The 24,960-nt window shown below is 68.3% G+C and carries 22 protein-coding genes and 1 pseudogene; 12 read left to right on the top strand and 11 right to left on the bottom strand.

Annotation, left to right across the window (positions count from 1 at the left end):
- Positions 1 to 14: 14 nt before the first annotated feature.
- Positions 15 to 1,634: an alkaline phosphatase D family protein gene (locus tag ACFXNW_RS09480; RefSeq protein WP_379417159.1), complete on the bottom strand. Its 1,620-nt coding sequence runs from the start codon at positions 1,632 to 1,634 to the stop codon at positions 15 to 17.
- A 212-nt stretch (positions 1,635 to 1,846) separates the two neighbouring features.
- On the opposite strand from ACFXNW_RS09480, the gene ACFXNW_RS09475 reads away from it, so the two are divergent.
- The 5 genes from ACFXNW_RS09475 (at position 1,847) to ACFXNW_RS09455 (ending at position 8,857) form a co-directional block, all read left to right on the top strand.
- Positions 1,847 to 3,202, top strand: a complete 1,356-nt coding sequence (locus ACFXNW_RS09475) for a replication-associated recombination protein A (protein ID WP_379417158.1) — start codon at positions 1,847 to 1,849, stop codon at positions 3,200 to 3,202.
- A 79-nt stretch (positions 3,203 to 3,281) separates the two neighbouring features.
- Positions 3,282 to 5,948, top strand: a complete 2,667-nt coding sequence (gene alaS / locus ACFXNW_RS09470) for an alanine--tRNA ligase (protein ID WP_379417157.1) — start codon at positions 3,282 to 3,284, stop codon at positions 5,946 to 5,948.
- Positions 5,948 to 6,505 carry a Holliday junction resolvase RuvX gene (ruvX, locus tag ACFXNW_RS09465; protein ID WP_379417156.1) on the top strand — a complete coding sequence of 186 codons (558 nt, stop codon included), beginning with the start codon at positions 5,948 to 5,950 and terminating at the stop codon, positions 6,503 to 6,505. Before alaS ends, ruvX begins: the two co-directional genes overlap by 1 nt.
- Complete coding sequence (locus ACFXNW_RS09460) at positions 6,502 to 8,034, top strand: endolytic transglycosylase MltG (protein WP_379417155.1); 1,533 nt, start codon at positions 6,502 to 6,504, stop codon at positions 8,032 to 8,034. Before ruvX ends, ACFXNW_RS09460 begins: the two co-directional genes overlap by 4 nt.
- Positions 8,024 to 8,857: a shikimate dehydrogenase gene (locus ACFXNW_RS09455; RefSeq protein ID WP_379417154.1), complete on the top strand. Its 834-nt coding sequence runs from the start codon at positions 8,024 to 8,026 to the stop codon at positions 8,855 to 8,857. Before ACFXNW_RS09460 ends, ACFXNW_RS09455 begins: the two co-directional genes overlap by 11 nt.
- Before the next feature lie 7 nt (positions 8,858 to 8,864).
- Here ACFXNW_RS09455 and trpB read toward each other — a convergent pair whose 3' ends face one another.
- Positions 8,865 to 10,103, bottom strand: a complete 1,239-nt coding sequence (trpB, locus tag ACFXNW_RS09450) for a tryptophan synthase subunit beta (RefSeq protein ID WP_379417153.1) — start codon at positions 10,101 to 10,103, stop codon at positions 8,865 to 8,867.
- A 180-nt stretch (positions 10,104 to 10,283) separates the two neighbouring features.
- Here trpB and ACFXNW_RS09445 point away from each other — a divergent pair, with 180 nt between their 5' ends.
- Positions 10,284 to 10,754 (top strand): B-4DMT family transporter, encoded by a 471-nt coding sequence (locus tag ACFXNW_RS09445; protein WP_379417152.1) that lies wholly within the window; start codon positions 10,284 to 10,286, stop codon positions 10,752 to 10,754.
- A gap of 34 nt (positions 10,755 to 10,788) precedes the next feature.
- On the opposite strand, the gene aroB is transcribed toward ACFXNW_RS09445, so the two are convergent.
- The 6 genes and pseudogenes from aroB to ACFXNW_RS09415 form a co-directional block, all read right to left on the bottom strand.
- Positions 10,789 to 11,913 (bottom strand): 3-dehydroquinate synthase, encoded by a 1,125-nt coding sequence (gene aroB, locus ACFXNW_RS09440; RefSeq protein WP_379417151.1) that lies wholly within the window; start codon positions 11,911 to 11,913, stop codon positions 10,789 to 10,791.
- A 359-nt stretch (positions 11,914 to 12,272) separates the two neighbouring features.
- Positions 12,273 to 12,794 (bottom strand): annotated as a pseudogene (locus ACFXNW_RS09435) (shikimate kinase); the annotation flags it as partial.
- Positions 12,791 to 14,017 (bottom strand): chorismate synthase, encoded by a 1,227-nt coding sequence (gene aroC / locus ACFXNW_RS09430; protein ID WP_379417150.1) that lies wholly within the window; start codon positions 14,015 to 14,017, stop codon positions 12,791 to 12,793. The pseudogene ACFXNW_RS09435 and the gene aroC, both read right to left, overlap by 4 nt.
- 87 nt (positions 14,018 to 14,104) lie before the next feature.
- The gene (locus ACFXNW_RS09425) at positions 14,105 to 14,638 is read right to left on the bottom strand and encodes a prepilin peptidase (RefSeq protein ID WP_379417149.1); all 534 of its coding nucleotides are present in this window, start codon (positions 14,636 to 14,638) and stop codon (positions 14,105 to 14,107) included.
- Positions 14,639 to 14,789: 151 nt separating this feature from the next.
- On the bottom strand, positions 14,790 to 15,434 hold the full coding sequence (locus tag ACFXNW_RS09420) for a TetR family transcriptional regulator (protein WP_379417148.1): 645 nt from the start codon (positions 15,432 to 15,434) through the stop codon (positions 14,790 to 14,792).
- 34 nt (positions 15,435 to 15,468) lie between these two features.
- Positions 15,469 to 17,706, bottom strand: a complete 2,238-nt coding sequence (locus ACFXNW_RS09415; protein WP_379417147.1) for an MMPL family transporter — start codon at positions 17,704 to 17,706, stop codon at positions 15,469 to 15,471.
- A gap of 101 nt (positions 17,707 to 17,807) precedes the next feature.
- Here ACFXNW_RS09415 and ACFXNW_RS09410 point away from each other — a divergent pair, with 101 nt between their 5' ends.
- The 4 genes from ACFXNW_RS09410 to ACFXNW_RS09395 are packed head-to-tail and all read left to right on the top strand — an operon-like array spanning position 17,808 to position 20,307.
- Entirely contained in the window at positions 17,808 to 18,935 is a 1,128-nt protein-coding gene (locus ACFXNW_RS09410; protein WP_379417146.1) for a M24 family metallopeptidase, read from the top strand.
- A 35-nt stretch (positions 18,936 to 18,970) separates the two neighbouring features.
- A complete protein-coding gene (efp, locus tag ACFXNW_RS09405; protein WP_379417145.1) occupies positions 18,971 to 19,534 on the top strand; it encodes an elongation factor P in 564 nt (187 codons plus the stop codon).
- Between the two features lie 6 nt (positions 19,535 to 19,540).
- Positions 19,541 to 20,050: a transcription antitermination factor NusB gene (gene nusB, locus ACFXNW_RS09400; protein ID WP_379417144.1), complete on the top strand. Its 510-nt coding sequence runs from the start codon at positions 19,541 to 19,543 to the stop codon at positions 20,048 to 20,050.
- Positions 20,050 to 20,307, top strand: coding sequence for a YciI family protein (locus tag ACFXNW_RS09395; RefSeq protein WP_379417143.1), 258 nt, complete (start codon positions 20,050 to 20,052; stop codon positions 20,305 to 20,307). Before nusB ends, ACFXNW_RS09395 begins: the two co-directional genes overlap by 1 nt.
- 170 nt (positions 20,308 to 20,477) lie before the next feature.
- On the opposite strand, the gene ACFXNW_RS09390 is transcribed toward ACFXNW_RS09395, so the two are convergent.
- Positions 20,478 to 21,689 (bottom strand): serpin family protein, encoded by a 1,212-nt coding sequence (locus ACFXNW_RS09390; RefSeq protein WP_379417142.1) that lies wholly within the window; start codon positions 21,687 to 21,689, stop codon positions 20,478 to 20,480.
- A 298-nt stretch (positions 21,690 to 21,987) separates the two neighbouring features.
- On the opposite strand from ACFXNW_RS09390, the gene ACFXNW_RS09385 reads away from it, so the two are divergent.
- Entirely contained in the window at positions 21,988 to 22,518 is a 531-nt protein-coding gene (locus tag ACFXNW_RS09385; RefSeq protein WP_379417141.1) for a DUF4334 domain-containing protein, read from the top strand.
- Between the two features lie 56 nt (positions 22,519 to 22,574).
- Here ACFXNW_RS09385 and ACFXNW_RS09380 read toward each other — a convergent pair whose 3' ends face one another.
- A complete protein-coding gene (locus tag ACFXNW_RS09380; protein ID WP_379417140.1) occupies positions 22,575 to 23,537 on the bottom strand; it encodes a zinc-binding alcohol dehydrogenase family protein in 963 nt (320 codons plus the stop codon).
- Between the two features lie 84 nt (positions 23,538 to 23,621).
- On the opposite strand from ACFXNW_RS09380, the gene ACFXNW_RS09375 reads away from it, so the two are divergent.
- Entirely contained in the window at positions 23,622 to 24,197 is a 576-nt protein-coding gene (locus ACFXNW_RS09375) for a TetR/AcrR family transcriptional regulator (RefSeq protein ID WP_379417139.1), read from the top strand.
- 12 nt (positions 24,198 to 24,209) lie between these two features.
- On the opposite strand, the gene ACFXNW_RS09370 is transcribed toward ACFXNW_RS09375, so the two are convergent.
- The gene (locus ACFXNW_RS09370; RefSeq protein WP_379417138.1) at positions 24,210 to 24,923 is read right to left on the bottom strand and encodes an HD domain-containing protein; all 714 of its coding nucleotides are present in this window, start codon (positions 24,921 to 24,923) and stop codon (positions 24,210 to 24,212) included.
- Positions 24,924 to 24,960: the final 37 nt, after the last annotated feature.

Here is a 24,960-nt window from a genome sequence, read left to right as displayed (position 1 = left end):
CTCTCGCAGTGCGCTCAGTGTGCAGGCGCAGGCCGCGGCTCGACCCGCCCACCGGCTCGCACCGCGAACGACGCACCGTGGCGGACGCCAGTGCGTGCGTCGGCAATGTCGATGACGTAGAACCAGTCCATCTGCGTCTGCCCGGCGGTGACATCGAGCACCCCGAATCCGTGCGAATCCAGCTCGACGTAGCGCAGATGCCGGTTGACGCCCTTGATCGCCTCCTCGACCGGCACCGCTGCGGTGCGCGGCGGTGCCTGCATCAGTTCACCCATACTGGACGAGGTCACCGACGGCACCACGAACTCCGCCCCGACGCTCGGTCCGGCCGCGTCGGCGGCGTTCACCGGCAGATCCGCCGCCCAGGACGAGTGGATATCGCCGGTCAGGAACACCACATCCGACACGCCCTGCTCGGTGATCGCCCGGTACAGCCGCGCCCGGTCGGCGGTGTAGCCGTCCCACTGGTCGGCGTTGGCGGGCAGGCCCGACTGCGGAATGCCCATCGTCTGGGTGATCGCGGCGGTGGTATTCGGATCCAGCGGCGGGAACACCAGCGGCGCGATCATCACCGAATTGCCCACCAGCTTCCAGGTCGTCGTCGACGACGCCAGCCCCGCGGTCAGCCAGTCCATCTGCGCCCGTCCGGTGAGGGTGCGTTCCGGATTGTCCACCTCACGCCAGCCCGCGCCCGGCTTCACCTCCTGGTCGCGATAGCTGCGCAGATCCAGCATCGACAGCTCGGCCAGGGTGCCGAATCGCAGACGGCGATAGATCTGCATACCGGAACCCGAACTCGACGCCCGCACCGGCATCCACTCCAGATAAGCCCGCGCCGAAGCGGCCTTGCGGTCGGCCCATGAGCCCTGGGTGGCCGGATCGTGCTTGCTCGAGCCGCCGGACCACGAGTTATCCGCGGATTCGTGGTCGTCCCAGGTGCAGATGAACGGCAGCAACGCGTGCAACCGTTGCAGGTCGGGATCGGTTTTGTACTGGGCGTGGCGGATGCGGTAGTCGGCGAGGGTGACGATCTCGTTCGCCGGATCGTGTGGGCGCACCGAACCGGTACGTCCGCCGTACTCGCCGCGCCCGTATTCGTAGAGGTAGTCGCCCAGATGCAGGATGGCATCGAGGTCGGCACGGTCGGCCAGATGGCGGTAAGCGCTGAAGTATCCGGCCTCCCAGTTCGCGCACGACACCACACCGAAGCGCAGGCGGTCGGGGGTGGAGCCCAGCCCGGGCGCGGTCCGGGTGCGCCCGACCGGCGAGGTCTGATCGAGCGCGGTGAAGCGGTAGAAGTACACGCAGCCAGGCGCCAGGCCGGTGACGTCGACCTTCACCGTGTGGTCGGTGTCCGCAGCGGCCGTGGTCGATCCGGCCGCGGTGATCGACGCGAAATTCTCGTCGGCCGCCACCTCCCAGCGCACCGTCGCCGTGGCGCCTGTCCCCGAGCCCGCGGCGGACTCGTCGGCGACGGTGACGCGAGTCCAGATGATCACGCCGTCGGGCAGTGGATCGCCCGAGGCGATACCGTGCCGGAACACCGCCGCATCGGCTCGTGCAGGTGCGGCGAGTGCGATGCTCGCACCGGCCGCGGCGACCGCCCCGCCCTTCAGCACCGTGCGTCGCCGCACGGCGGCAGTATCTGAAACGACCACGTTTTCAGCCACGATTATTGATCACAGTCCATCGGCTCGGCACTCGCAAATCGAGCCGCCGCGCGCCGCTCGATGCACCCGGCGGGCGTGTCGGACCCGGCCGGTAGCGTCAAGAATATGAGCGAGCGAGCATCGAACACAGCCGAGCTATCGCTCGTGGCGACGCTGAGCGCTTGCGAGGCGGCGGCATGAGCGACGGATTGTTCGATGTGCCTGGTGCGGGGCCGCCGGGAACCGGTGCACTCGACACCGACGTCGCCTTCCGCGGTCCCGGCGCAGCGGCGCCGTTGGCGGTGCGGATGCGCCCGGCAACGCTTGAAGAGGTCGTCGGCCAGCAGCATCTGCTCGGTCCCGGTTCGCCGCTGCGCAGGCTGATCGAGGGCTCCGGTGCGGCGTCGGTGCTGCTGTACGGGCCGCCGGGCACCGGCAAAACCACGCTGGCCTCGCTGATCTCCCAGGCCACCGGCCGGCGGTTCGAGGCATTGTCGGCGCTGTCGGCGGGGGTCAAGGAGGTGCGCGCGGTCATCGATATCGCGCGCAGGCGGTTGACCGCAGGCGAGCAGACGGTGCTGTTCATCGACGAGGTGCACCGGTTCTCCAAGACCCAGCAGGATGCGCTGCTGGCCGCGGTGGAGAACCGGATCGTGCTGCTGGTCGGCGCGACGACCGAGAACCCGTCGTTCTCGGTGGTCTCTCCGCTGCTGTCGCGGTCGCTGGTGCTTCAGCTGCGTTCACTGACCGAGGATGACATCCGCACCGTGCTGCGCCGCGCCATCGCCGACCCGCGTGGGCTCGGCGAGCAGTTCACCGTCACCGATGCCGCGCTCGACCACATCGTGCGGATCGCGGGCGGTGACGCGCGGCGCGCGCTCACCGCGCTGGAGGCGTCGGCGGAATCCTCGCTCGACGGCACCGTCGATGTCGATCTGGTGGAGGCAAGCGTCGACAAGGCGGCGGTCCGCTACGACCGGGCAGGCGATCAGCATTACGACGTCATCAGCGCGTTCATCAAATCCATTCGCGGCTCCGATGTCGACGCCGCGTTGCACTATCTGGCCAGAATGCTGAGCGCGGGGGAGGACCCGCGCTTCATCGCGCGCCGGCTGATGATCCACGCCAGCGAGGATGTCGGTATGGCCGATCCCACAGCCCTGCAAACCGCCACCGCCGCGGCGCAGGTGGTGCAGCTGGTCGGGCTTCCGGAGGGCAGGCTCGCCCTGGCGCAGGCCACGATCCACCTGGCCACCGCGCCGAAATCCGGTGCCGTGGTCTCGGCGATCGGGGCTGCCATGGCCGATGTGTCGGCGGGCAAGGCCGGGGCGGTCCCGCCGCACCTGCGCGACGGCCACTACGCGGGCGCGGCGCAACTGGGCAACGCACAGGGCTACCGCTACCCGCACGACGATCCGGGCGGCGTACTGGCCCAGCAGTATCCGCCCGACGAGCTGGTCGGCGTCGACTATTACCACCCGACCGACCACGGCCACGAACGCGCGGTCGGTCCCAGGGTGGACAAGTTGCGTCGCATCGTGCGAGGCGAGTGAGGTCGGCCGCGCACGGGTGTGAGGTACACGGTCGACTCGATGAAAAACCGGGTGCACCGCACCGGTAGGCTGGATATTTGTGCAGACCCACGAGATCCGACGGCGATTCCTGGACCATTTCGTGCGCGCCGGGCATACCGAGGTGCCCAGCGCCTCGTTGATCCTCGACGACCCGAACCTGCTGTTCGTCAACGCAGGCATGGTCCAGTTCAAGCCGTACTTCCTCGGCCAGGAGACCCCGCCGTTCGCGCGGGCGACGAGCGTGCAGAAATGCGTGCGCACCGGCGATATCGAAGAGGTGGGCATCACCACCCGGCACAACACCTTCTTCCAGATGGCGGGCAACTTCTCCTTCGGTGACTACTTCAAGGAAGGTGCGATCACCTTCGCGTGGGAGCTGATCACCAAGTCGCAGGAGGACGGCGGGTACGGGTTCGATCCCGAACGCATCTGGGTCACCGCCTACGAATCCGATCCGGAGGCCGCCGAGATCTGGGCCCGGGTCGCGGGCATACCCTCCGAGCGCATCCAGTTCCGCGACGGCAAGGACAACTACTGGGACATGGGCGTGCCCGGTCCGGGTGGCCCCTGCTCGGAGATCTACTACGACCGCGGCCCCGAACACGGCAAGGACGGCGGCCCTGTCGTCGACGAGGATCGCTACCTCGAGATCTGGAACCTGGTCTTCATGCAGGACATCCGCGGTGAGCTGAGCCCCAAGCTCGGCCATCCGCCAGTCGGTGTGCTGCCGAAGAAGAACATCGATACCGGGATGGGTGTGGAGCGGATCGCGCTGCTGCTGCAGGGCGTCGACAATGTCTACGAGACCGACCTGCTGCGCCCGATCATCGATAAGGCCGAGGCGCTGACCGGCCGGTCCTACGGTGTCGAGCACGCCGACGACGTGCGCTTCCGCGTCATCGCCGACCATGCGCGCACCGCGGCCATGCTGATCGCCGACGGCGTCAACCCCGGCAACGACGGCCGTGGCTATGTGCTGCGCCGTCTGCTGCGCCGCATCGTGCGCTCGGCTCGGCTGCTCGGCGCCGACAAGCCGGTCATGAGTGAGTTCATGAAGGTCGTCAGCGAGCTGATGTCGCCGTCGTACCCGGAGCTGGCCACCGATTACGGCCGTATCGAGACCGTCGCGGTGGGCGAGGAGACCGCCTTCCTGAAGACGCTGAACACCGGCTCGAAGCTGTTCGACGACACCGCAGACTCGGTGAAGGCCTCCGGCGGTAAGACCATCGCCGGCTCGGACGCGTTCACCCTGCACGACACCTACGGCTTCCCCATCGACCTCACCCTGGAGATGGCCGCCGAGGCCGGGCTCTCGGTCGATGAGGAGGGCTTCCGCTCGCTGATGGCCGAGCAGCGCCGTCGCGCCAAGGAAGACGCCCAGGCCCGCAAGCACGCGCACGCCGACCTGTCGGTGTACAAGGAACTGGTCGACCGCGGCGCCACCGAGTTCACCGGCTTCGACGAGCTGACCTCCGAGGCACACGTGCTGGCGCTGATCGCCGACGGTGTCCGGGTGCCGACCGCCACCGCGGGCAACGATGTCGAGGTGATCCTGGACCGCAGCCCGCTCTACGCGGAGTCCGGTGGACAGATCGCCGACCGCGGCACCATCACCGCGTCGGGTCTGAAGCTGCGGGTCAACGACGTGCAGAAAATCGCCAAGAAGGTGTGGGTGCACAAGTGCACCGTCGAGCAGGGCCAGATCACCGAGGGTGATGTGGTGCTCGCTCAGTCCGATCCGGCCTGGCGCCGCGGCGCGACCCAGGGGCACTCGGGCACGCATATGGTGCACGCCGCCCTGCGGCAGGTGCTCGGACCCAACGCCGTGCAGGCCGGTTCGCTGAACAAGCCCGGCTATCTGCGTTTCGACTTCAACTGGCAGGGCCAGCTCTCCGAGCAGCAGAAGGCCGATATCGAGGCCGTCTCCAACGACGGTGTCGGCGCCGACTACCCGGTGAACACCTTCGTCACCGATCTGCCCAAGGCCAAGCAGATGGGCGCGCTCGCGTTGTTCGGTGAGAACTACGGCGACCAGGTGCGGGTGGTGGAGATCGGTGGTCCGTTCTCCATGGAGCTGTGCGGTGGCACCCACGTTCAGCATTCCTCGCAGATCGGCCCGATCACCCTGCTCGGTGAAGCGTCGGTCGGTTCGGGCGTGCGGCGCGTGGAAGCGTTCGTCGGCCTGGATTCCTACAAATACCTGGCCAAGGAGCGCGCGCTGCTTGCCGGTGTCGCCTCCTCGCTGAAGGTGCCCTCCGACGAAGTCCCCGCCCGCGTGGAGCAGCTGGTGGAGCGTTTGAAGGTGGCCGAGAAGGAGCTCGAGCGCACCAAGATCGCCGCGGTGCTCGCCTCCGCGGGCGCCCTGGCCGACGGCGCCGAACGCGTCGGTGAGCTGCTGCTGGTGGCCGCTGCCGCGCCCGAGGGCGTCGCGGCGGGCGATCTGCGCACCCTGGCCACCGATATTCGCGGCAGGCTCGGCGGCAACCCGGCCGTGGTCGTGCTGCTCGGCAACACCGACGGCAAGGTGCCGTTCGTGGTCACGGTGAACAAGCCGGCCCAGGAACGCGGCATGAAGGCGGGCGATCTGGTCGCGAGCTTCGGTCCGAGCATCTCCGGGCGCGGCGGCGGTAAGCCGGAGATGGCCCAGGGCGCGGGCTCGGATCCGTCGGGGATCGCGGCCGGACTGGCCGCGGTCCGGGCTCGGGTGGCCGAACTCGCCGGCTGATGGGTGAACCCGCGAGCACCGAACACCGGGGCGATCGGCCCGATCCGGCCACCGACCCGGGTCGGGGCAGGCGCATCGCCATCGACGTCGGCAGCGTGCGTATCGGGGTCGCCTCGAGCGATCCCGATGGCGTGCTCGCCACCCCGGTGGAAACCGTGCCGAGAGCCAAACCGAACCCGCGCGCGGCCGGACCCGGCCCCGACATCACCAGGATTGCCGAGATTGTGCGGGAGTACGAGGCCGTCGAAATAGTCGTCGGCTTGCCGCGCACGTTACGCGGGGAAAAGGGGACTGCCGCTACGCTGGCGATCGCGTTCGCCGATCGTTTGCGACCGGTTGTCGCCCCGGTGCCTATACGACTTTCCGACGAACGTTTGACTACGGTGTCAGCTGCACGTGCATTGCGGGACAGCGGAGTTCGCGCACGCGGCCAGCGGCAGGTGATCGACCAAGCCGCTGCCGTGTCGATCCTGCAGGGATGGTTGGACGAACGGAGTTCGGTGTTGAAGTCGGTCGAAGAGGCGGAGCGTCGCGTGTCGTCCGGAGACGATGCATGACCGATCGGTGGGCGCGGGCCGAAGAACGCTACCGTCAGCGGGAAGCCGACCGGCGCTACCGCCGGGACGACCAGGCGTGGGGGCGAGAACCTCGCGCGGGTACGGAGGGCGTGGGTAGCGCCACCGACGACGAGTGGGACTACCTCGAAGACGACGACACCAACGTCATTCCCCGGTACGTCGACGACGAGTTCGACGAGCCAGAACCCGAACCCGAGCCCGAGCCGGCACCGGCCCGGCGTGCCGCCTCGACACGCACCAAGAGCGGTGCGCGGACCCGCCAGCGCTCGGAATCGGAAGCAGCCGAGGCGCGGCGCGGTGGGCGCAAACGTCCGGGATCACGCAGCAAGCGGACCCGGGTGGCCTCGCGCAAGGCCGCCGAACGCAAACGTCGCCGCCGCACCATGCTGCTCATCGCAGGCGTGTTCGCGGTGCTGTTCGTCGGAGCCGCCGGTTTCGCCGCCATGAAGCTGATGGACGGCTACGCACCAGCCGAGGATTTCGCCGGGCCCGCGGGACCGCCGGTGATCGTGCGGGTGCAGCAGGGCGAGACCGCGCTGCAGATCGCGGACACGATGGCCGAGAAGGGCGTTGTCGCGAGCAGCGCCGCCTTCTACGAAGCCGCCGTGCGGAATACGAACATGAACTCGGTGCAGCCCGGGTATTACGCGATCCCGAGCCGCAGCCCGGCCGCCGATGCGGTGACGGCGCTGGTGAAGCCGGAGTCGCGGGTCGGTGCGCTGGTTATCTCCGAGGGCAGGCAACTGCACGACCAGCACGATGTGAACACCGGTGCACGCAAGGAAGGCATCTACACCAAGATCGCCGCAGCCAGCTGCATCGGTACCGGCCCCACACCCCGATGCGTGACCTACCAGCAGCTGGAGGCCGCCGGCGCGAGCATGGACCTGGCGGCGCTCGGTGTGCCGGAATGGGCGATGGAATCGGTGCGCCAGGTGCCCGACCGTGCGCGTCAGCTGGAGGGCCTGATCGCCGCGGGCAGCTGGGATTTCGATCCGACCGGCTCACCCGAGCAGATTCTGAAGGAGCTCGTCAGCGCGAGTGCGGCGCTCTACGAATCCACTGGGTTGCTGCAATCGGGCGGTGAGACCGGGCTGACGCCCTACGAGTCGCTGATCGCCGCCTCGCTGGTCGAACGTGAAGCGCTGCCGCAGGATATGGGCAAGGTCGCGCGGGTGATCGTGAACCGGCTGAAGGTCGATCAGCCACTGCAATTCGATTCCACCGTGAACTACGCCCTCGACACCACCGAGGTCGCCACCACCGACGCCGACCGCACGCGCGTCACACCGTGGAACACCTACGCCATGTCCGGGCTGCCCGCCACGCCCATCGCGGCGCCGTCGGCGGCGGCGTTGCGCGCGGTGGAGCAGCCCGAGCCAGGGCCGTGGCTGTACTTCGTGACGATCGATCAACAAGGCACCACCTTGTTCACGCAGAGCTACTCCGAACATCTGCGCAATATCGACCGCGCGATGGAGAGCGGAATCCTCGACAGTGGCCGCTGAGTTCTCCGGCGCCGAGGTGCGCAAGGCCGCGGTGCTCGGTAGCCCGATCGCGCATTCGCGCTCGCCACAACTGCATCTGGCGGCATATCGTGCGCTCGGCCTGCCGTGGACCTACGAGCGCATCGAATGCACGGCCGAGCAGTTGCCTGGTCTGGTCGATGGGCTCGGCCCTGAATGGGTGGGGCTGTCGGTCACGATGCCGGGGAAAGAAGCCGCGCTGGCGTACGCGACCGAGCGTACCGAGCGTGCGGAACTGGTCGGCTCGGCCAACACCCTGGTTCGCATCGACGGCGGCTGGCGCGCCGACTGCACCGATGTCGACGGCGTGCTCGGCGCGCTGCGAGGTGGTGGCGTCACGACGCTTGCGGAAGCCTTGGTGCTCGGTGCCGGCGGTACCGCGCGTCCGGCGCTGCTCGCCCTGGCCGAACTGGGTGCCGCGGCGGTGACGATCGTGGCCCGCGATGCCGGGCGGGCCGCGAGTGCGGTGGATCTCGCGCGTCGGCTGGGACTGAAGGCCACGGTGATCGGCTTCGACCCCGCTGCCGTTGGTGCCGCCGCCGCGCGGTCGGGCGCCGCGGTGAGTACCGTCCCGCCTGCGGCCGCGCGCGCCGTGGCCGACGCGGTCGCCGCGGCGCCTGTGGTGCTCGATGCGATCTACAACCCGTGGCCGACCCCGCTGGCCGAAGCCGTGGCGCGTGCGGGCCACACCGTGGTCAGCGGTCTCGACATGCTGATCAACCAGGCCTACGGGCAGGTCGAGCAGTTCACCGGCCGTCCTGCCCCCCGCGCGGACATGGCCGCGGCACTCGACCCGACGCACTGAGACTTCCTCAGAGTCCCGAACCGACCCGTTCGGTCGCGATAGCCAGGTCTTTGTCGCCGGTCCCCGACAGGCACAGCACGACCAGCGCACCCGGTGCCAGCTCGCCACTTTCGGCCCGCTCCATCAGATGCCCCACCGCATGGGCGGATTCGAGGGCCGCGAGGACGCCTTCGGAATGGCTCAGCGCCAGCATGCCGCGTAGCGCGACGGCATCGGTAGCGGTACGGACGCTCGCGCGGCCGGTATCGCGCAGGTAGCTGAGTTCGGGGCCGACGCCGGGATAGTCGAGACCGGCCGCGATGCTGTGGGTGCGACTGATCTGGCCGTCCGCGTCCTGCAGCAGGTAGCTGAAGGCGCCATCCACCTCGCCGGGGCTGCCCGCGGTCAAGGTAGCGGCGTGCTCGCCGTCGGCCACGCCACGCCCTGCCGCCTCGACGCCGACCAGTTCGACCTCGGGATCGGCGGCGAACGGATGAAATAGCCCGAGGGCGTTGCTACCACCACCGACACAGGCCAGCACGAGGTCGGGCAATCTTCCTTCGGTTCGAAGGATGTCCTCGCGGGTCTCGGCGCCGATCACCGTCTGGAAATCCCGCACCATCTGGGGGTAGGGCGCGGGCCCGACCGCCGTACCGAGCAATAGATGGGTGCTGTGCAGACTTGTCACCCACTCGCGGACCGAAGCGCTGATCGCGTCCTTGACCCGGCGGTTGCCGGAATCGACCGACCGCACCTCGGCGCCGAGCAGCGTCATCCGGGCCACCGTGGCGGGCTGGCGGCGGATGTCGTGGCCGCCCATGTAGATCACACACTCCAGGCCGAGCATCGCGCACACGGTGGCCACCGCGGCGCCGTGCTGCCCCGCGCCCGTCTCGGCCACGATCCTCGTCTTGCCCATGCGGATGGCGAGCAGCGCCTGCCCCAGCGCGTTGTTGATCTTGTGTGAGCCGGTGTACGCCATATCCTCGCGTTTGAGGTAGACCTTCAGTCCGGGGACGCCCAGCGTCGCGGCGAAGCGGGGGACCTGATGCAACCGGGTCGGGCGCCCCACCCTGTCGTGCAGCAGGGTGGTGAGCCGGTCGGTGAACACCGGATCGGTACGGGCCAGGCGATAGGACTGTTCGAGTGCGAGCAGTGCGGGCATGAGGGCTTCGGGCACATAGCGTCCGCCGAACGCGCCGAATCGGCCGTTCTCATCCGGATCGCCGTGCCGATAGGTCGGCTCTACACCGAGATCGAGAACCATCCGCGCCTTCGCCTCCATCGTCGAGAACCGACCACGAAGTCTCTACCAGTGGCGCGACTGCTTCACCATGGCTGGGAAACGCCGCGATGAACTGGCGATGATGGCCGTGGACGGCGACGCGCACAACTCTGTAACGGGTTCTAGTTTTGCGCGGAGGGGTGGGGGGTTATGGTGTTCGGCATGACAGCTTGGGTGTTGCGGGCCACAGTGCTCGGTGCGCTGGTCGTAGCCTTGCGGGTCCTGCTGGGGTTCGGCATGGTGAACTGGCCGGCGCAGGGCTCGTGGATGCGACTGCTGTGCCTGGTGGTGATTATCGGCGCGGTGGCCGGATGGGGCTTTCTCGACGGGCGCCGTGACCGGGCCGCCCACCCCGAGGGCGATGGCGGCTCGGATCTGACGATCCCGTGGCTGACGGCGGCGGTGGCCGGCGGTCTCGGCAGCGGTCTGGTGTCGTGGATCCTGGACCAGGTGCCGAACTTCGATCTGGGCGACAACGGCCTGCTGTTCGAACTGACCGCGGGTGCGTCGTTCATCGTCCTGCTGATCTTCATCCCGGCCCTGGCCGGTATCGCGATCGGGCGCAGGCTCGCGGGCCGCAACAAAGGTACGGCCCCGGCCGGGTCCAACCAGCCGGTCGCCGCCGCATCCTGAGTGATGATCCCGGGCGTGCCCGGGATCATCACTGCTAGAGCAGGATCGCTGCGCTCGTCCCCGGCGCGGCGTCGCGGGCGATCGCCGAGTACGCCGCGGCGAGCAGCGTGGGATCGGGTCCTTCGAGGCGGCCGGGCTTGGCCAGGCCGTCGAGCACCACGAAACGCAAAACGCCCGAACGGGTCTTCTTATCGGTCTGCATCGACTCGAGCAGCTGCGGCAGGGCGTCCGCATCGTAGGTGGTGGGCAGGCCAACGCTTTCCAGAACCGTGCGGTGCCGGTCGGCGGTGGCGTCATCGAGGCGCCCGGCCAGCCGGCCGAGCTCGGCGGCGAACACCAGGCCCACCGAGACGGCGGCACCATGGCGCCAGCGGTAGCGTTCCCGACGCTCGATCGCGTGGCCGAGAGTGTGTCCGTAGTTGAGGATCTCGCGCAGCGCTGCCTCTTTGAGGTCGGCGGCCACCACCTCTGCCTTGACCGCGATGGCGCGGCGGATCAGTTCTGGCAGCACCTCGCCGGTGGGGTCGAGCGCGGCCTTCGGATCGGCTTCGATCAGCTCCAGGATCACCGGGTCGGCGATAAAACCGGCCTTGATGATCTCGGCCATGCCGGCGACGATCTCGTTGTGCGGCACCGTTTCCAGAGTGGCCAGATCGACCAGAACCGCGGCGGGCTCGTGGAAGCAGCCGACCAGGTTCTTGCCCGCGTCGGTGTTGATGCCGGTCTTTCCGCCGACGGCGGCGTCCACCATGGCGAGCAGGGTGGTCGGTACGTGCACGATCTTCACCCCGCGCATCCAGGTGGCTGCCACGAACCCGGCGAGGTCGGTGGCCGCGCCGCCGCCGAGGCTGACGACGACATCGTTGCGGGTCAACCCGATTCGGCCGAGCACCTCCCAGCAGAAGCCGGCCACGGCCAGTTCCTTACCGGCTTCGGCGTCGGGGATCTCGATGCGATGTGCGTCGATCCCGGTGTCGGCCAGCGCCTTACGCACGACCTCGGCAGTTTCGGCCAGCGGCGGCTGATGAAAGATCGCGACCGTGCGCACGCCGGAACCACTGCCGGTGACCGACTCGACGAGCTCGCCGAGCAAACCGCGGCCGATGATCACCGGGTACGGGTCGGCGGTGCGGACCTGGATGCGACTCGGCTCTGTCACGTGCTCTGCTCCGATTCTGTGCGTTCTTGTTGTTTGCGTGCGCGTGCGCGAGCTCTGCGAGCCCTGGCGCGGCGTGATCGTCCGTTGGAGGAGGTGCCGGCGGCGGTGGTGTTCTGGCCGGTGGCGGCTGTGCCGGACTGCCTGGCGGTGGTTGCGGACTGCCCGCTAGTGGCCGTGCCGGACTGATCGGTTGTCCCGTTCTGTCCGTTCGCGGCTGTCTGCGCCGCTTTGCGGGCTGCTGCCCGCGCCCGAGATCTGCGGCGGGCCCTGGATCTGCTGCTGCCCTGCGGATTGGTGGCGCGAGGTACCCGGTTCTGCGGTTCGGCGGTGTCGGCTGCGGCCGGTCGCACCGACTCGAGCGACAGTTTGCCCATGATCATTTTCACCACCCGGCCGGGACTGCGCCCGTCGGTGCGCACCCGGACGGTCGCGACCTCCCGGTAGAGCGGGCGGCGTCGCTGCATCAGCTCTCGGTATTTGGCACCGGGGTCGGTGCCGTTGAGCAGCGGACGGGCATTGCTGGTACCGGTGCGCCGCAGTCCTTCGGCCACACTGATTTCCAGATACACCACGGTGCGGTCGCGCAGCAGGGCCCTGGTGTTCTCCGAGAGCACCGCGCCGCCACCGAGCGACACCACGCCTGGTTCATCGAGGACCGCGCGGCGCACCACCCGCTCCTCGATCTTGCGGAACTCCTCCTCGCCGTCGGTGGCGAAAATATCGGCGATGCTGCGTCCGGTTTCGCGTTCGATACCTGCGTCGGTGTCGTACAGCTCGACGCCGAGTTCACGCGCGAGCTTGCGGCCGATCGTCGATTTACCTGCCCCGGGAGGTCCGACCAGCACCACGCGCGGGGCGCGCGGGTCGGTCTGGGAGATCATCGCGCCCGACTGTCCGCGTCGGTCGGCGCCACATGCGGACGGGTGCTGATGCGCTTGACGTAGCTGGTGATGTTGTCGGTGGTCTCGGCGATCGAATCGCCGCCGAACTTTTCCAGCGCCGCCTGCGCGACCACCAGCGCCACCATCGATTCGGCCACCACACCCGCGGCGGGCACCGCGCACACATCGGAGCGCTGATGGATAGCCACGGCTTCCTCGCCGCTGCTCATATCGACGGTCGACAGGGCGCGGGGCACGGTGGAGATCGGCTTCATCGCGGCGCGCACCCGCAGTGCCTCGCCGTTGGTCATGCCGCCTTCGAGGCCTCCGGCGCGGTTGGTGGAGCGCAGCACGCCGTCGGGACCGGGCTTCATCTCGTCGTGTGCCTGGCTGCCGCGGCGGCGCGCGGTCTCGAAGCCGTCGCCGACCTCGACACCCTTGATCGCTTGAATGCCCATGAGCGCGGCGGCCAACCGGGAGTCGAGACGGTTCTCGCCGCTGGTGAACGAGCCGAGGCCGACCGGAAGACCCTCGATGACAACCTCGACGACGCCTCCGAGGGTGTCGCCGTCCTTCTTGGCCGCCTCGATCTCGGCGATCATGGCTGCCTCGGCGTCGGCGTCGAAGGCGCGCACGGGGCTCGCGTCGATCGCATCCAGGTCGGCGGCGGTCGGGGTGTGACCGGTGGTGTTGGCGGCGGTGCCGATCGAGATCACATGCGAGACGACCTCGACGCCGAAGGCCTGCCGCAGGAAGGCGCGGGCCACCGTACCTGCCGCGACACGGGCTGCGGTTTCGCGGGCACTGGCCCGTTCGAGGACCGGGCGGGCGTCGTCGAACCCGTACTTGAGCATGCCCGAGTAGTCGGCGTGACCGGGGCGGGGACGGGTGAGCGGGGCATTGCGGGCAAGATCGGCGAGTTCGGCCGGATCGACCGGGTCGGCGGACATGACCGTGGTCCACTTCGGCCATTCGGAATTGGCGACCTCGATGGCGACCGGGCCACCCATGGTGTGTCCATGACGCACACCGCCGACGATGGTGACCTTGTCGGCCTCGAACTTCATCCGGGCGCCGCGCCCGTACCCGAGGCGTCGGCGCGCCAACTGTGCGGAGATCTCGTCCGACGTCACCTCGACCCCGGCCACCATCCCCTCGACGATGGCGACGAGAGCGGGACCATGGGATTCTCCAGCAGTTATCCAGCGCAGCACGCCGTCCATCTTCCCATGTGGATGCTCTCGGTTGGGAAACCGGTCTACCGTGATCAGCGGCACCCTTCCCGCCTGCGCCCCATGGTTGCCGCGCGGTCACCCGAACACCACCGCCACCAGCGTCGCCAGGCACATCGACGGACCGTGCGGCACGGTGACCGGACCGGCGCCCGCCGGTCGGGTCGGTGCGCGGACGCGACGCCATGGGGTCCGTCGTCGGATCGACCCCATCGACCGGTCGGCCGGCGCGTACTCCAGCGGGTCGGTGGAGGTGGACATCACGAGCGCGGCGGCGATACCCGCGCATGCCGTCGACACGGGCGCACTCACCGCCGCCCACACCCACACCTGCCCGCCACCCATTCCCGCTGCCGCTCCGAGCCCGACCGCCAGTTTGACGTCGCCGGCACCGAATGCGGGCGGCGACACCAGGTGCACCACGAGATACGGCACAGCGAGCAGGACCGCTCCCGCGGCTGCCGCTGCGAACCGACCCGTACCCAGGGCATAGATGAGGACGACGGCTGCGCCGGGCCCGGTGAGCAGGTCGGGAAGACGACGAGACCGGATGTCGCTGACACTCAACGCGATACACCACCCGCCGAGCACGATGAGCGCGAATATCTCCATGAACCAACGATGATGGGTCGAACCTCGGTGCGGACGCCACACAGGCTCGGTTGTGAATAGCCGGGACCACTGTGAACACCCATCAGTTCGGATGTGCATCCGGTGCCATCCACGGCTCTGCCGGGAGTAGATGCCGACGCCGGCTACCCGGTCAGAAGGACAGCCCAGCTGCGAGCCGGTCGAGTGCATGGTCGAACACCGGAATGACGTCGAGATCGGGATTCTCGGTCCAGCGCCGCATGAAGCCGAGCGCGATACCGACGACGGCGCCGGTGAACCAGGCGATCTCCGGGTCGTCGGCTCCGCGACCGGACCGCTGCGCCACCTGTTCGGCGATGGCGCGCTCCAAGGTCAGCAGGTTGGTCAGCGCGGCTCCGCGCAGGCCCGGCTCTTCCAGCATCAGCCGGGTCCGTCGTCGACCGAGTTCCATGTCCTCCGCCGACATGCTGCCGCTGACCTCGTGAAAGGCCGCGCGTAGCGATTCGACAACGGTCGAATCGGCGGGCTGTTCGGCGAACTTGGTGAAAAGGACATTGTCGAACTCGTCGGAGATGACCAGGTCTTCTTTGGTGGGAAAGTAGCGGTACACGGTGCTCGGTGCGACCTCCGCCGCCGCCGCGACAGCCTCGACCGGGGTGGCGTCGTATCCGTTGGACTCGAACAGCGTCATCGCGTGGCGCTGAATGGCCGCGGCGGTTCTGGCTTTCTTGAGTTCGCGCAGCCCGGTCGCCGGTTTCGATCGGGCGGTCGCTGCACCGGAAGGCTTTCCGGCAGCAGCGGAGTGCTGATCTCCCACCGACGACCTCACCGTGTACCTCCACTCCCTGTGCTCACTTCCGCGGATGCGTCTGCTTCGATTCTGCAACAGCGACCTCGACGGCGACCGGCGCGGCTTGCGGTGCCGTCATGGCGCGGCGCGATGCGGCGGCGGCCGTGCGGTCATCGAGCCGACGACCCTCCACATCCACCTCCGGCAGCAGACGATCGAGCCGGCCGGGCAGCCACCAGCCGTACTTGCCCAGCAGCGACATCGTCGCCGGTACCAGCGTCATCCGGACCACGAAGGCGTCGAAGAGCACGGCGGCCGCGAGTGCGAATCCGAAAGACTGCACCATAGGCGTCGCCGAGAACAGGAACCCGGCGAACACACTGATCATGATGATCGCCGCAGCCGTGACCACGCGCGCACCTGCGGCGAAACCGTCGATGATCGCGGCGTCGGTGCTTTCCCCACGCAGGTGTTCCTCCCGCATCCGGGTCACCAGGAACACCTGGTAGTCCATCGCCAGCCCGAACACCATGCCGATCAATATCACCGGCAGCAGATTGACGATGAGCCCGGAGGAATGGACGCCGAGCAGATCGTTGAACCAGCCCCACTGGAATACCGCGACCACCATGCCGAAGGTGGCGGCGACGCTGAGCAAGAACCCCGCCGCGGCCACCAGCGGCACCAGCACGGAGCGGAAGACCAGGATCAGCAGCAGGAAGGCCAGCCCGCCGACCAGGGCGAGGTAAGGCAACAGGGCCGCACGCAGTTTCGCCGAGGAATCGATATCGATCGCCGTCTGACCGGTGACCATCACCCTGGCGTCCTCGGGCAGTGCGGCGCCGCCGGCCTCGGTGCGGATGGCGTCGAGGACATCTTCGGTACCGGCCTCGGTCGGGCCGTGCTCAGGAACGACCGCCAGCAGCGCGGTGCCGCCGGAGGTGTCGAAGATCGGTGGTGCGACGGCCGCCACGCCGTCGATGCCGTCGATGAGCGTGCGCACCCGGGCCGCGGCCGCGGCGGCGTCACCGCCGGTACCCGCGTCGACGACAACGGTGAGCGGGCCGTTGACCCCCGGGCCGAACCCGGCCGCGATCAGGTCGTATGCCTTGCGCTGGGTGGTGTCGGCGGGCGCCGCGCCGTCATCGGGGAAGCCGAGCCGCAGTCCGAGTGCGGGGATCGCGGCGAGCAGCAGAATCGCTGTCGCGCCGAGCAATACCGCGAGACGGTGTGTCACGACGAATTCCGCCCACCGCCTGCCCATCGGTACCCGCGTTGGCACCGACTCGCGCCGCGGCCTGCGGACCCGCACCAGCCGCTCACCGGCCCAGCCCATCAGCGCGGGCAGCAGCGTCAATGCCGCGACCACCGCCATGGCGACGGTGAACGCCGCAGCAAGACCGACCTGGGTAAGTGCGGGAATCCCGACCACCGACAACCCGGCCAGCGCGATGATCACGGTGAGCCCGGCGAACAACACCGCAGCCCCGGCTCGGCCGACCGCCTGGCCCGCCGCCTCCGGCCGGTCGTATCCGGCCGCCGCGAGCTGGCGGTAACGCAGGATGATGAACAGCGAGTAGTCGATCGCGACGGCGATTCCCAGCATCAACGCCAGCGCCGAGGTATCAGAATTCAGATCCGTGAATCCACTGGCCGCGGTGATTCCCGCCAGCCCGACGGTGAGTGCCGCGGCTGCCACCACCAGCGGCAATCCGGCCGCGAGCAGTGATCCGAGCGTGATCAGCAGAACCGCAGCCGCCACCAGGACGCCGATGGCCTCGCCTGCGCCCTCGTCGGGGGCGGCCGCCGCATCTCCGCCCGCCTCGGCGGCCAATCCGTTCTGTCGCGCGGTGGCGAGGGCGTCGGAGACGGCGTCACGATCGGCATCCGACAGTTCTTCTCGGCCGACGCGATAGGACACCTCGAGCAGACCGGTCCGTCCGTCCGGTGCTATCGCGTCCTCGCCGAATTCGCTGACCTGCGCAACATGCGGGCCGGTGCCGAGCCGGTCGCGAACCCGCTCCACCGCCTCCGCCGCCTCGCCCAGCCGGGTGCCCGCGGGCGCGACCAGCACCACGCGCGCCACCGCGCCATTCGCGGCGACGTCGGGGAACCGTTGCGTCATCACATCAATCGCCCGCTGCGATTCGGTGCCGGGCACCGTGAACGAGTCCGACGTCGGTCCGGACAGCACCGCCGCACCCGCGATGAACCCAGCGAGCATCGCGATCCACAGCACAACGACCACGCCGCGGCGGCGGAAGCTCGAGACCCCCAACCGATAAAGCAGCACTGACATAGGAGACACCACCTATTTGAGAGTGAACTATTAAATCGGAGTGTACTCCCAAACTGTGTTCGGGTGTAAGGCCTGCCGCATCACGGCGGTAGTTTTGATCCATGTCTGCTGATGCTGCGGGGCTGCGGCCCGACTACGCGGCGCGTCGCGGCGCGCTGCGGAGTCTGCTGGTGGAGAACGAGATCGACGGATTACTGGTCACCGACCTGATCAACATCAGGTATCTGACCGGCTTCACCGGTTCGAACGCCGCGCTGCTGGTGTCGTCGTGGGACTCCCACGGAGCCGAGGAGCACACCGTCATCGGTACCGACGGCAGATATCGGACCCAGGTCGCCGAACAGGTGCCGGATTTGCGCGCCGAAATCGTGCGCGCCAGCACTCGTCGAGTGGTGGAACTGGCGGGGGAGTGGCAGGTCGGCCGGGTCGGCTACGAAAGCCATGTGGTCACCGTCGACGAGCATCGCGGTTTCGAGGAGCTCGGTACTGGCCTGGAGCTGGTCGCCACGCCCGGACTCGTGGAGCAGCTGCGCACGATCAAGGACGCCTACGAGGTGGACCGGCTGCGTACGGCCTGTGCGGTCGGCGACGCGGCGCTTGCCACTCTGCTCGCACGCGGCGCACTGCGTCCGGGGCGCACCGAACGCCAGGTCGCCCGTGATCTGGAATGGGCGATGTTCGAACACGGCGGTGAGGCCGTCGCTTTCCAGACCATCGTCGCCGCCGGAGCGAATTCGGCTGTCCCGCATCACCGTCCGACCGATGCGGTGCTGGCCGCCGGCGATTTCGTGAAACTGGACTTCGGGGCCGTCGTCGGTGGCTACCACTCCGATATGACCCGCACCCTGGTGCTCGGTCAGCCGAGCGACTGGCAGCGCGAGGTCTATGCGCTGGTCCAGGAATCGCAGCGGGCAGGCCGGGAAGCGTTGCGGCCGGGCGTACCGGTCGCCGACGTGGACGCCGCGGCCCGCGCGGTGATCGACGCCGCGGGCCACGGCGCGCTGTTCGTGCACGGACTAGGACACGGCGTCGGACTGCGTATCCACGAAGCACCCGGAATCGCGAAAGCGGGCACGGGTACACTGCTGTCTGGCGTGGCGGTGACCGTCGAACCAGGTGTGTACTTTCCCGGCCGCGGCGGAGTCCGGATCGAGGACACGCTCGTGGTGCGCGAAGGGGGCCCTGAACTGCTCACCCGCACCAGCAAAGACCTGACCGTCGTCGAGTGACGGCGGTCGCCGAGAACCGAGGAGATCCGAAGACAGTGGCGGACACCAGCGACTTCAAGAACGGCCTCGTGCTGAAGATCGACAATCAGCTGCAGCAGATCGTCGAATTCCAGCACGTCAAGCCGGGCAAGGGCCCCGCGTTCGTGCGGACCAAGCTGAAGAACGTGGTCTCCGGCAAGGTCGTCGACAAGACCTTCAACGCAGGTGTGAAGGTCGAGACCGCGACTGTCGACCGTCGCGATATGACCTACCTGTACCACGACGGCTCCGACTTCATCTTCATGGACGGCGAGACCTACGACCAGATCCATCTCGGCGAAGACACCGTCGGCAAGGCCGGTGGCTTCCTGCTGGAGAACATGGGCGTCCAGATCGCCATGCACGAGGGCGAGGCGCTGTTCATCGAGCTCCCGGTCTCCATCGAGGTCGTGGTCACCCACACCGAGCCGGGTCTGCAGGGCGATCGCTCCAGCGCAGGCACCAAGCCCGCCACCATGGAGACCGGTGCCGAGGTGCAGGTCCCGCTGTTCATCAATGTGGGCGACAAGCTGAAGGTCGACACCCGCGACGGCAGCTACATCAGCCGCGTCAACTCCTGACGCCGGATGGCGGACCAGCCCGCGGAGAAGAAACCCGCGTTCAAAAAACTCGGCGCACGCCACAAGGCGCGGCGTCGCGCGGTGGATCTGCTGTTCGAAGCGGAGGCCCGCGATATCGACCCCGCCGATCTGATCGACGATCGGATCGAACTGTCGGCCAGTGACCAGGCGGTCGCGCCGGTGCATGCCTACACCCGCACCTTGGTCGAGGGCGTCGCCGACGACCTGGACCGGGTCGACGGCACCATCGAGTCCTATCTGCAGGACTGGACGTTGTCGCGGCTGCCCGCCGTGGACCGCGCCATTCTTCGGATCGCGGTGTGGGAGCTGTTCCACGCCAACGACGTGCCCCCGGTGGTGGCGGTCGACGAAGCGGTGGAGCTGGCCAAGGAGCTGTCCACCGACGACTCGCCGTCGTTCATCAACGGCGTGCTCGGCCAGGTGGTGCTGGTGGCGCCGCAGGTGCGCGCCGCCGCCGCGGCCACCCGCGCCCCGCGCCCCGACCCGGAGCAGTGATGCACAAATACCTGGTCATGGTCATGCGCACACCCCATTTCGACCCCGCCGTCGTCGAACCGCACAAGCAGTTCCTCGCGGAATTGCGCGATAAGGGCATGCTCCAGGAGACCGGCCGATTCACCGACGGCACCGGCGGCGCCTACATCGTGCTGGCCGAATCGCTGGACCAGGCCCGCGAGATCGTGTTCACCGACCCGGTACATACCACCGGCGCGTCGGAGGTCACGGTGTACGAATGGGAGATCACCGGCTGACGCAGCCGGTAGGTACGAGGCCACGGTCCCGGTCGCGAGATTGTTCGCGCCCGGGACCGGCTCGTATGGCGGGCCCTCGTCGGTCACCGCTGTCGCGTGTCCGGCACTAGCTTCCGGAGTCGGGCTCAGGAAGTGGTCGGCCCTGCGATCCTCCTGAACGCTGCTGAGGGTCAGAGGGAGTCGACGGGGCGTGGTGCGGCGCGCTGTTCTGGCCGGGTCGGCGGCGGTTCCGGTGGGCGGGTGGCGATCCAGCCGGCCACGATGGCGAGGCCGGTGGGGCGGTGGACCGCAAGGAAGCCGAAGGGGCGGTCGAAGGTTGCGGTGTAGACCTTGATGCGGTGTTCGGTCGGGGGAGGTGGCATGCCGCGGACGTCCATGCTGATCGCGGTGACCGCAGCAGCCTCGAAACCATCACGCATGAAACGGGCTAGGACGTCCTGCACGCCTTGCTCGACCGACAAGGGGGCCGGTGAGATTCCTGGAAAGTGATCACCGTTCGTCTTCGCGGCTGTCAAACCGAACAGAGCCGCCGAACTCGGCGCGCACAGATCGTGCTTCGAGCGTACGTCGAATGGCGGTAGTGTCAGTCGCAGCTGGTCCCGTTCCTGTTGCGAAATCTGCTCGCGCACCGTCAGACCCGGACCGTCTGTGCCTGCGGGGAGCTGGGTGCGCACCTCGACGGCGCCGGTGAGTGCGTCCAGTCCGGTGGCCAGGACATCGGCGGGCGTCCCGGTTCCTTGTAGCAGATGCACGTCGACGTCGCCGCGGCCCTCGACGATGACGCGCGTTATCGGCTGCGGCCCGTCCAGAAGCGCCGTGCACCACGCTGTGCCGGTAGTCCGGGAGAGTGCGGGCACACTCATGCCCTGCCAGGGACCGGACTCGGGAACCATGGTCGTCTCGTAGAACACCTCACGCCAACTGGTTCGAGCCAGCAATGCGGTGGCGAGCACGAGCACCGTATCCTCAGTGACCTGCAGCGGGAATTGCCTGATAAGTCCGCCGGTATTTTGATCCGCCCATGTGTCGAGTGCTGCCTGATCTGTGATCAGGTCGACCGTGCCGCGCGGAAGATCGGCGAGCCAATCGCTGTTGAGTGGGAGCGTCCGCTTCACCCACACGCCGAGCGCTGCCGACAGATCGCGGGCGTGCCGCATCGTGTCGATCAGCTCGAGTGCGGCCGAATGCGCTGTGTCCGCGGGCATGCCGATCGCGTCCTCGAGTTCGGTGCGCGCACGCCCCTTGGCCGCCGAGGCCATCAGTCCGAGCAGCGGCCACAATCCGGCACCCGAGACGACGAAATCGCCGTCGCCGGCGATATCGCACCACCGGCGGGTGAGGTGATTGGCGGCATCGACCTGGGGTTCGAGCACAGTCCGCATGCGCCCACCCTATCGGTTGAATGCTCTACGTAGGAACGGGAATCCGAGCCGTTGACTCATGTCCACGCTCCCGCCGGGTGGGTGTACTGGACCCGGCGGGAGCGTGAGCAGGAACCGTGTACGGCTCGGATCGAGAGCGAGGAGACCGGCCGGGAAAGTCGGTCCGCGCTCTCGAAGTCGATCGTGCATCCTCAACCGCACTCGAGGTCAATCCGGCCGTCATACCGCCCGCATTCCTGCCGAGATGAGAGACAGATAGAATTTCTCTCGCAGTATTTCCACGGTGAGGAGTCGGGCGATGACCGAGAACCAGCGCACGGTATTGAGCGGAAGGTGCACGCCGGAGCAGGCGTGGGCGGTGTTCGACGATCTGCCCGCCGCTCGTGTCGCGGAGGTGACCACCGGACGCTGGCGTGGCAGTGAGGTGGACACCGGGCATCCCTGGGCCGGTGTGCTCGTCGAATCCGGCTGGTACGGCAAACAATTCGACAGCCCCGACGCGGTGCATCCGCTGCTGTTCTCCGATGAGAACGGTTCGATTTTTGCGGTCGATCCGCGCCGCGCCCCGCTGGGTCTCGCCGGCCGGATCCCGGCCACCTGGTTGCGTCCGGTGCGCAACAACCTACGGATCCTCTCGCCCGCGCTGCGCACCAAGAAGCCGACCGCGCGGCTGCGCGATATCGACTACCGCGGCGTCGTCAGTGCGGCAATGGTCTATGACCATCTGCCGATCATCGACCACTTCCGTCGCCTCGACGAGGACGCACTGCTCGGAGTCATGGATATGCGTGGGCTGGCCGAGCCGTACTTCTTCATACTGGAGCGCTGACCGGCACGGGGTACGCCGAGCGGTAGCCGCAGCGGTAGACGGCCAGTGCGGCTGCTCTAGGGTCGCAGGATGATCTTGCCGAGCGGCGCACGCGATTCGACCAGCTCATGGGCCTTGTTCGCCCGCGAGAGCGGCAGCGTCGTCTCGACCGCCGGCGCCAGGGCAGGGACCCGTCGAAGAATGTCGGCACGCCGCCCGTCGACGCGCTCCAGCCAGGCCGGCCCGGCGCAGCCGATGAGGGTGAGCCCGCGCGGGATCAGATCGGCCGCCGACACCTGCGCCGGTGCCCCGGACAGCCAGCCGTAACTGAGCATCCGGCCGCGCGCCGGGGTCATGACATCGAGTAGATCGAGCGCCGACGTGCCGCCGAGGGAATCGAAAACGACGTCGATGGTGGCGCCGTCCAGATTTTCACGCAGCGCATCGGTCCACTGCGCTTCCCGATGATCGACCACGTCGTCGGCTCCCAGCTCGCGGGCCCGCACGGCCTTGGCCGCCCCGCCCGCGCTCGCGATCACCCGCGCCGCACCGAACTCCTCGGCCAGCTGAACCAGGAAGCTGCCGACGCCCGTCGCCCCCGCCTCGACGAGCACCGTCTCGGTGCCGGTGAGTCCGGCGGCCTCGAGCAGTGCGATGGCCACCGAACCGCTCATGACCGCCGCCGCGGCATCGTCGGCGCAGACGCCGTCGGGAATGGGAACGGCCGCGTCGACGGGAGCGCAGACGAATTCGGCGTAGGACCCGGTGCCCATGGTGGCCACCACCATCCGGCGGCCGACCAGGCTCGGATCGACTCCGGCGCCCACCTCTGTCACCTCGCCCGCCGCCTGGAATCCGAAGACCACGGGTGGCTCGGCGGCCATGGGGAAAACGCCTGAGCGCAACAGGGTTTCGGGGTAGAGCACGGGGACGGCTTCGGTGCGGATCATGATTTCGCCGGCGGCCGGTCGCGGCGCGGGAACCTCGCGAGCGACCAGTACCTCCGGTCCGCCGACGCCCGTCATTACGATTGCCTGCATCAGAACTCCATAAGTTGACTGACGGTCCAATTATCGTTGCCAACGATATGGACCGCCAGTCAACTTGTCAATGAAAGTAGTGCGATGACCGACCGCCGTCCGAAGGAACGCGCCGATGCCGCGCGCAACCGGCGCGCGATCCTGGAAGCGACCGCGGCTTTGCTCGCCGAGCACGGCGCCGAGGCGATCACGATGGATCGGGTCGCCGCGGCCGCAGGTGTCGGAAAAGGGACGATTTTCCACCGCTTCGGAAACCGAGCTGGGCTTTTACACGAGATGGTGGCCGAAAGTGCGCTGACCCTGATGGGGGCGGTCAAGGATGGCCCGCCGCCACTGGGGCCGGGCGCGGCTGCGGGGGAGCGGCTCGTCGCGTTCTTCGAGGCGATGGCGTGGCTGGTGATCGACAATCTCGAGTTGATGGCCGTCTACCGGACGGAGCCACCGCACCCGAGAACCGCCGAGTTCCATCAGTTCTGGTTCGAGCACATCACCGCACTGCTGCGTGAAGCACGCCCCGAGCTGGATGCCGAGACCGTCGGGCGGCTGTTGCTGGACAGCCTGGCCGGGCAGACCGTGCCCGATCTGGTCCGGTCGGGGGAGACCGATCGAGTGCTGTCGGCGGTCCGTGCCCTGATGGAATCGGTGCTGCGGACTCCGTGAGGCGCTGCGGGCTCAGCGTGGCGCCAGGATGGCATCGAATCGCTGGTCGGCCAGGTCGAGTTGTTCGAGGATGTGCACCTTGACGTGCTCGGCCAGCGGCGTATCCGCACGAAGTACCAGATCGCGGTAGACGTCGGTGAGTGGCCGGTATTTGGTGGCGAGTTTGTGCAGGACGGGGCCGGTGGCATACAGGATGCCCACACCGTTGTCGGTGAAGTCCGACAGTTTCACCACCCGTGCCCAGGGCGCGCGGTCGAGTTCGGCGGTGACGTGTTCGCGGTATTGCTCGTGCCGGTCGCGCGCGGGATCGTGTGCCGGATTCGTCACCGCGGCAACGATATCGGCGACCCGTTCGCCGAAGCGGTCGGCCAGCTCGGTCAGTGCCGCGGAGGTTGCCGGCCCGGGACGGGTTCCTGCCAGCTCGGTCGGATGGTCTTCGACCGCGTCGTGCAGCAGGCCTGCGATCACCACCTCGGCGTCGCGCACCTCGTAATGGCTGGCGATCCGGATCGCCACGCGCAGTAGATGATTGATGTACGGTTCGCGGCCGTACCGGTCGTCGCGGTGCAGCTCGGTGGCCAGCTCGAGCGCCGCGGTGAGCCGTTCGGCGCCGGGTAGCTCGGCTGTTTCGAGCTGGAACCGGCCGCGCAGGCCCTCTTCGCCGTAGACATCGCTGATCGTGTGCAGCGGCATCACCGCCAGCACCCCCGCCCCAGGATCATTCATGTACCAAATGTAGCGGTGGGGTCCGACACTACGCAGT

It is taken from the genome of Nocardia sp. NPDC059180 (assembly GCF_042754945.1).
Lineage (GTDB): Bacteria > Actinomycetota > Actinomycetes > Mycobacteriales > Mycobacteriaceae > Nocardia.
The sequence above is the reverse complement of the archived record's forward strand: the minus strand, read 5'-3'. Positions and strand labels throughout refer to the sequence as shown.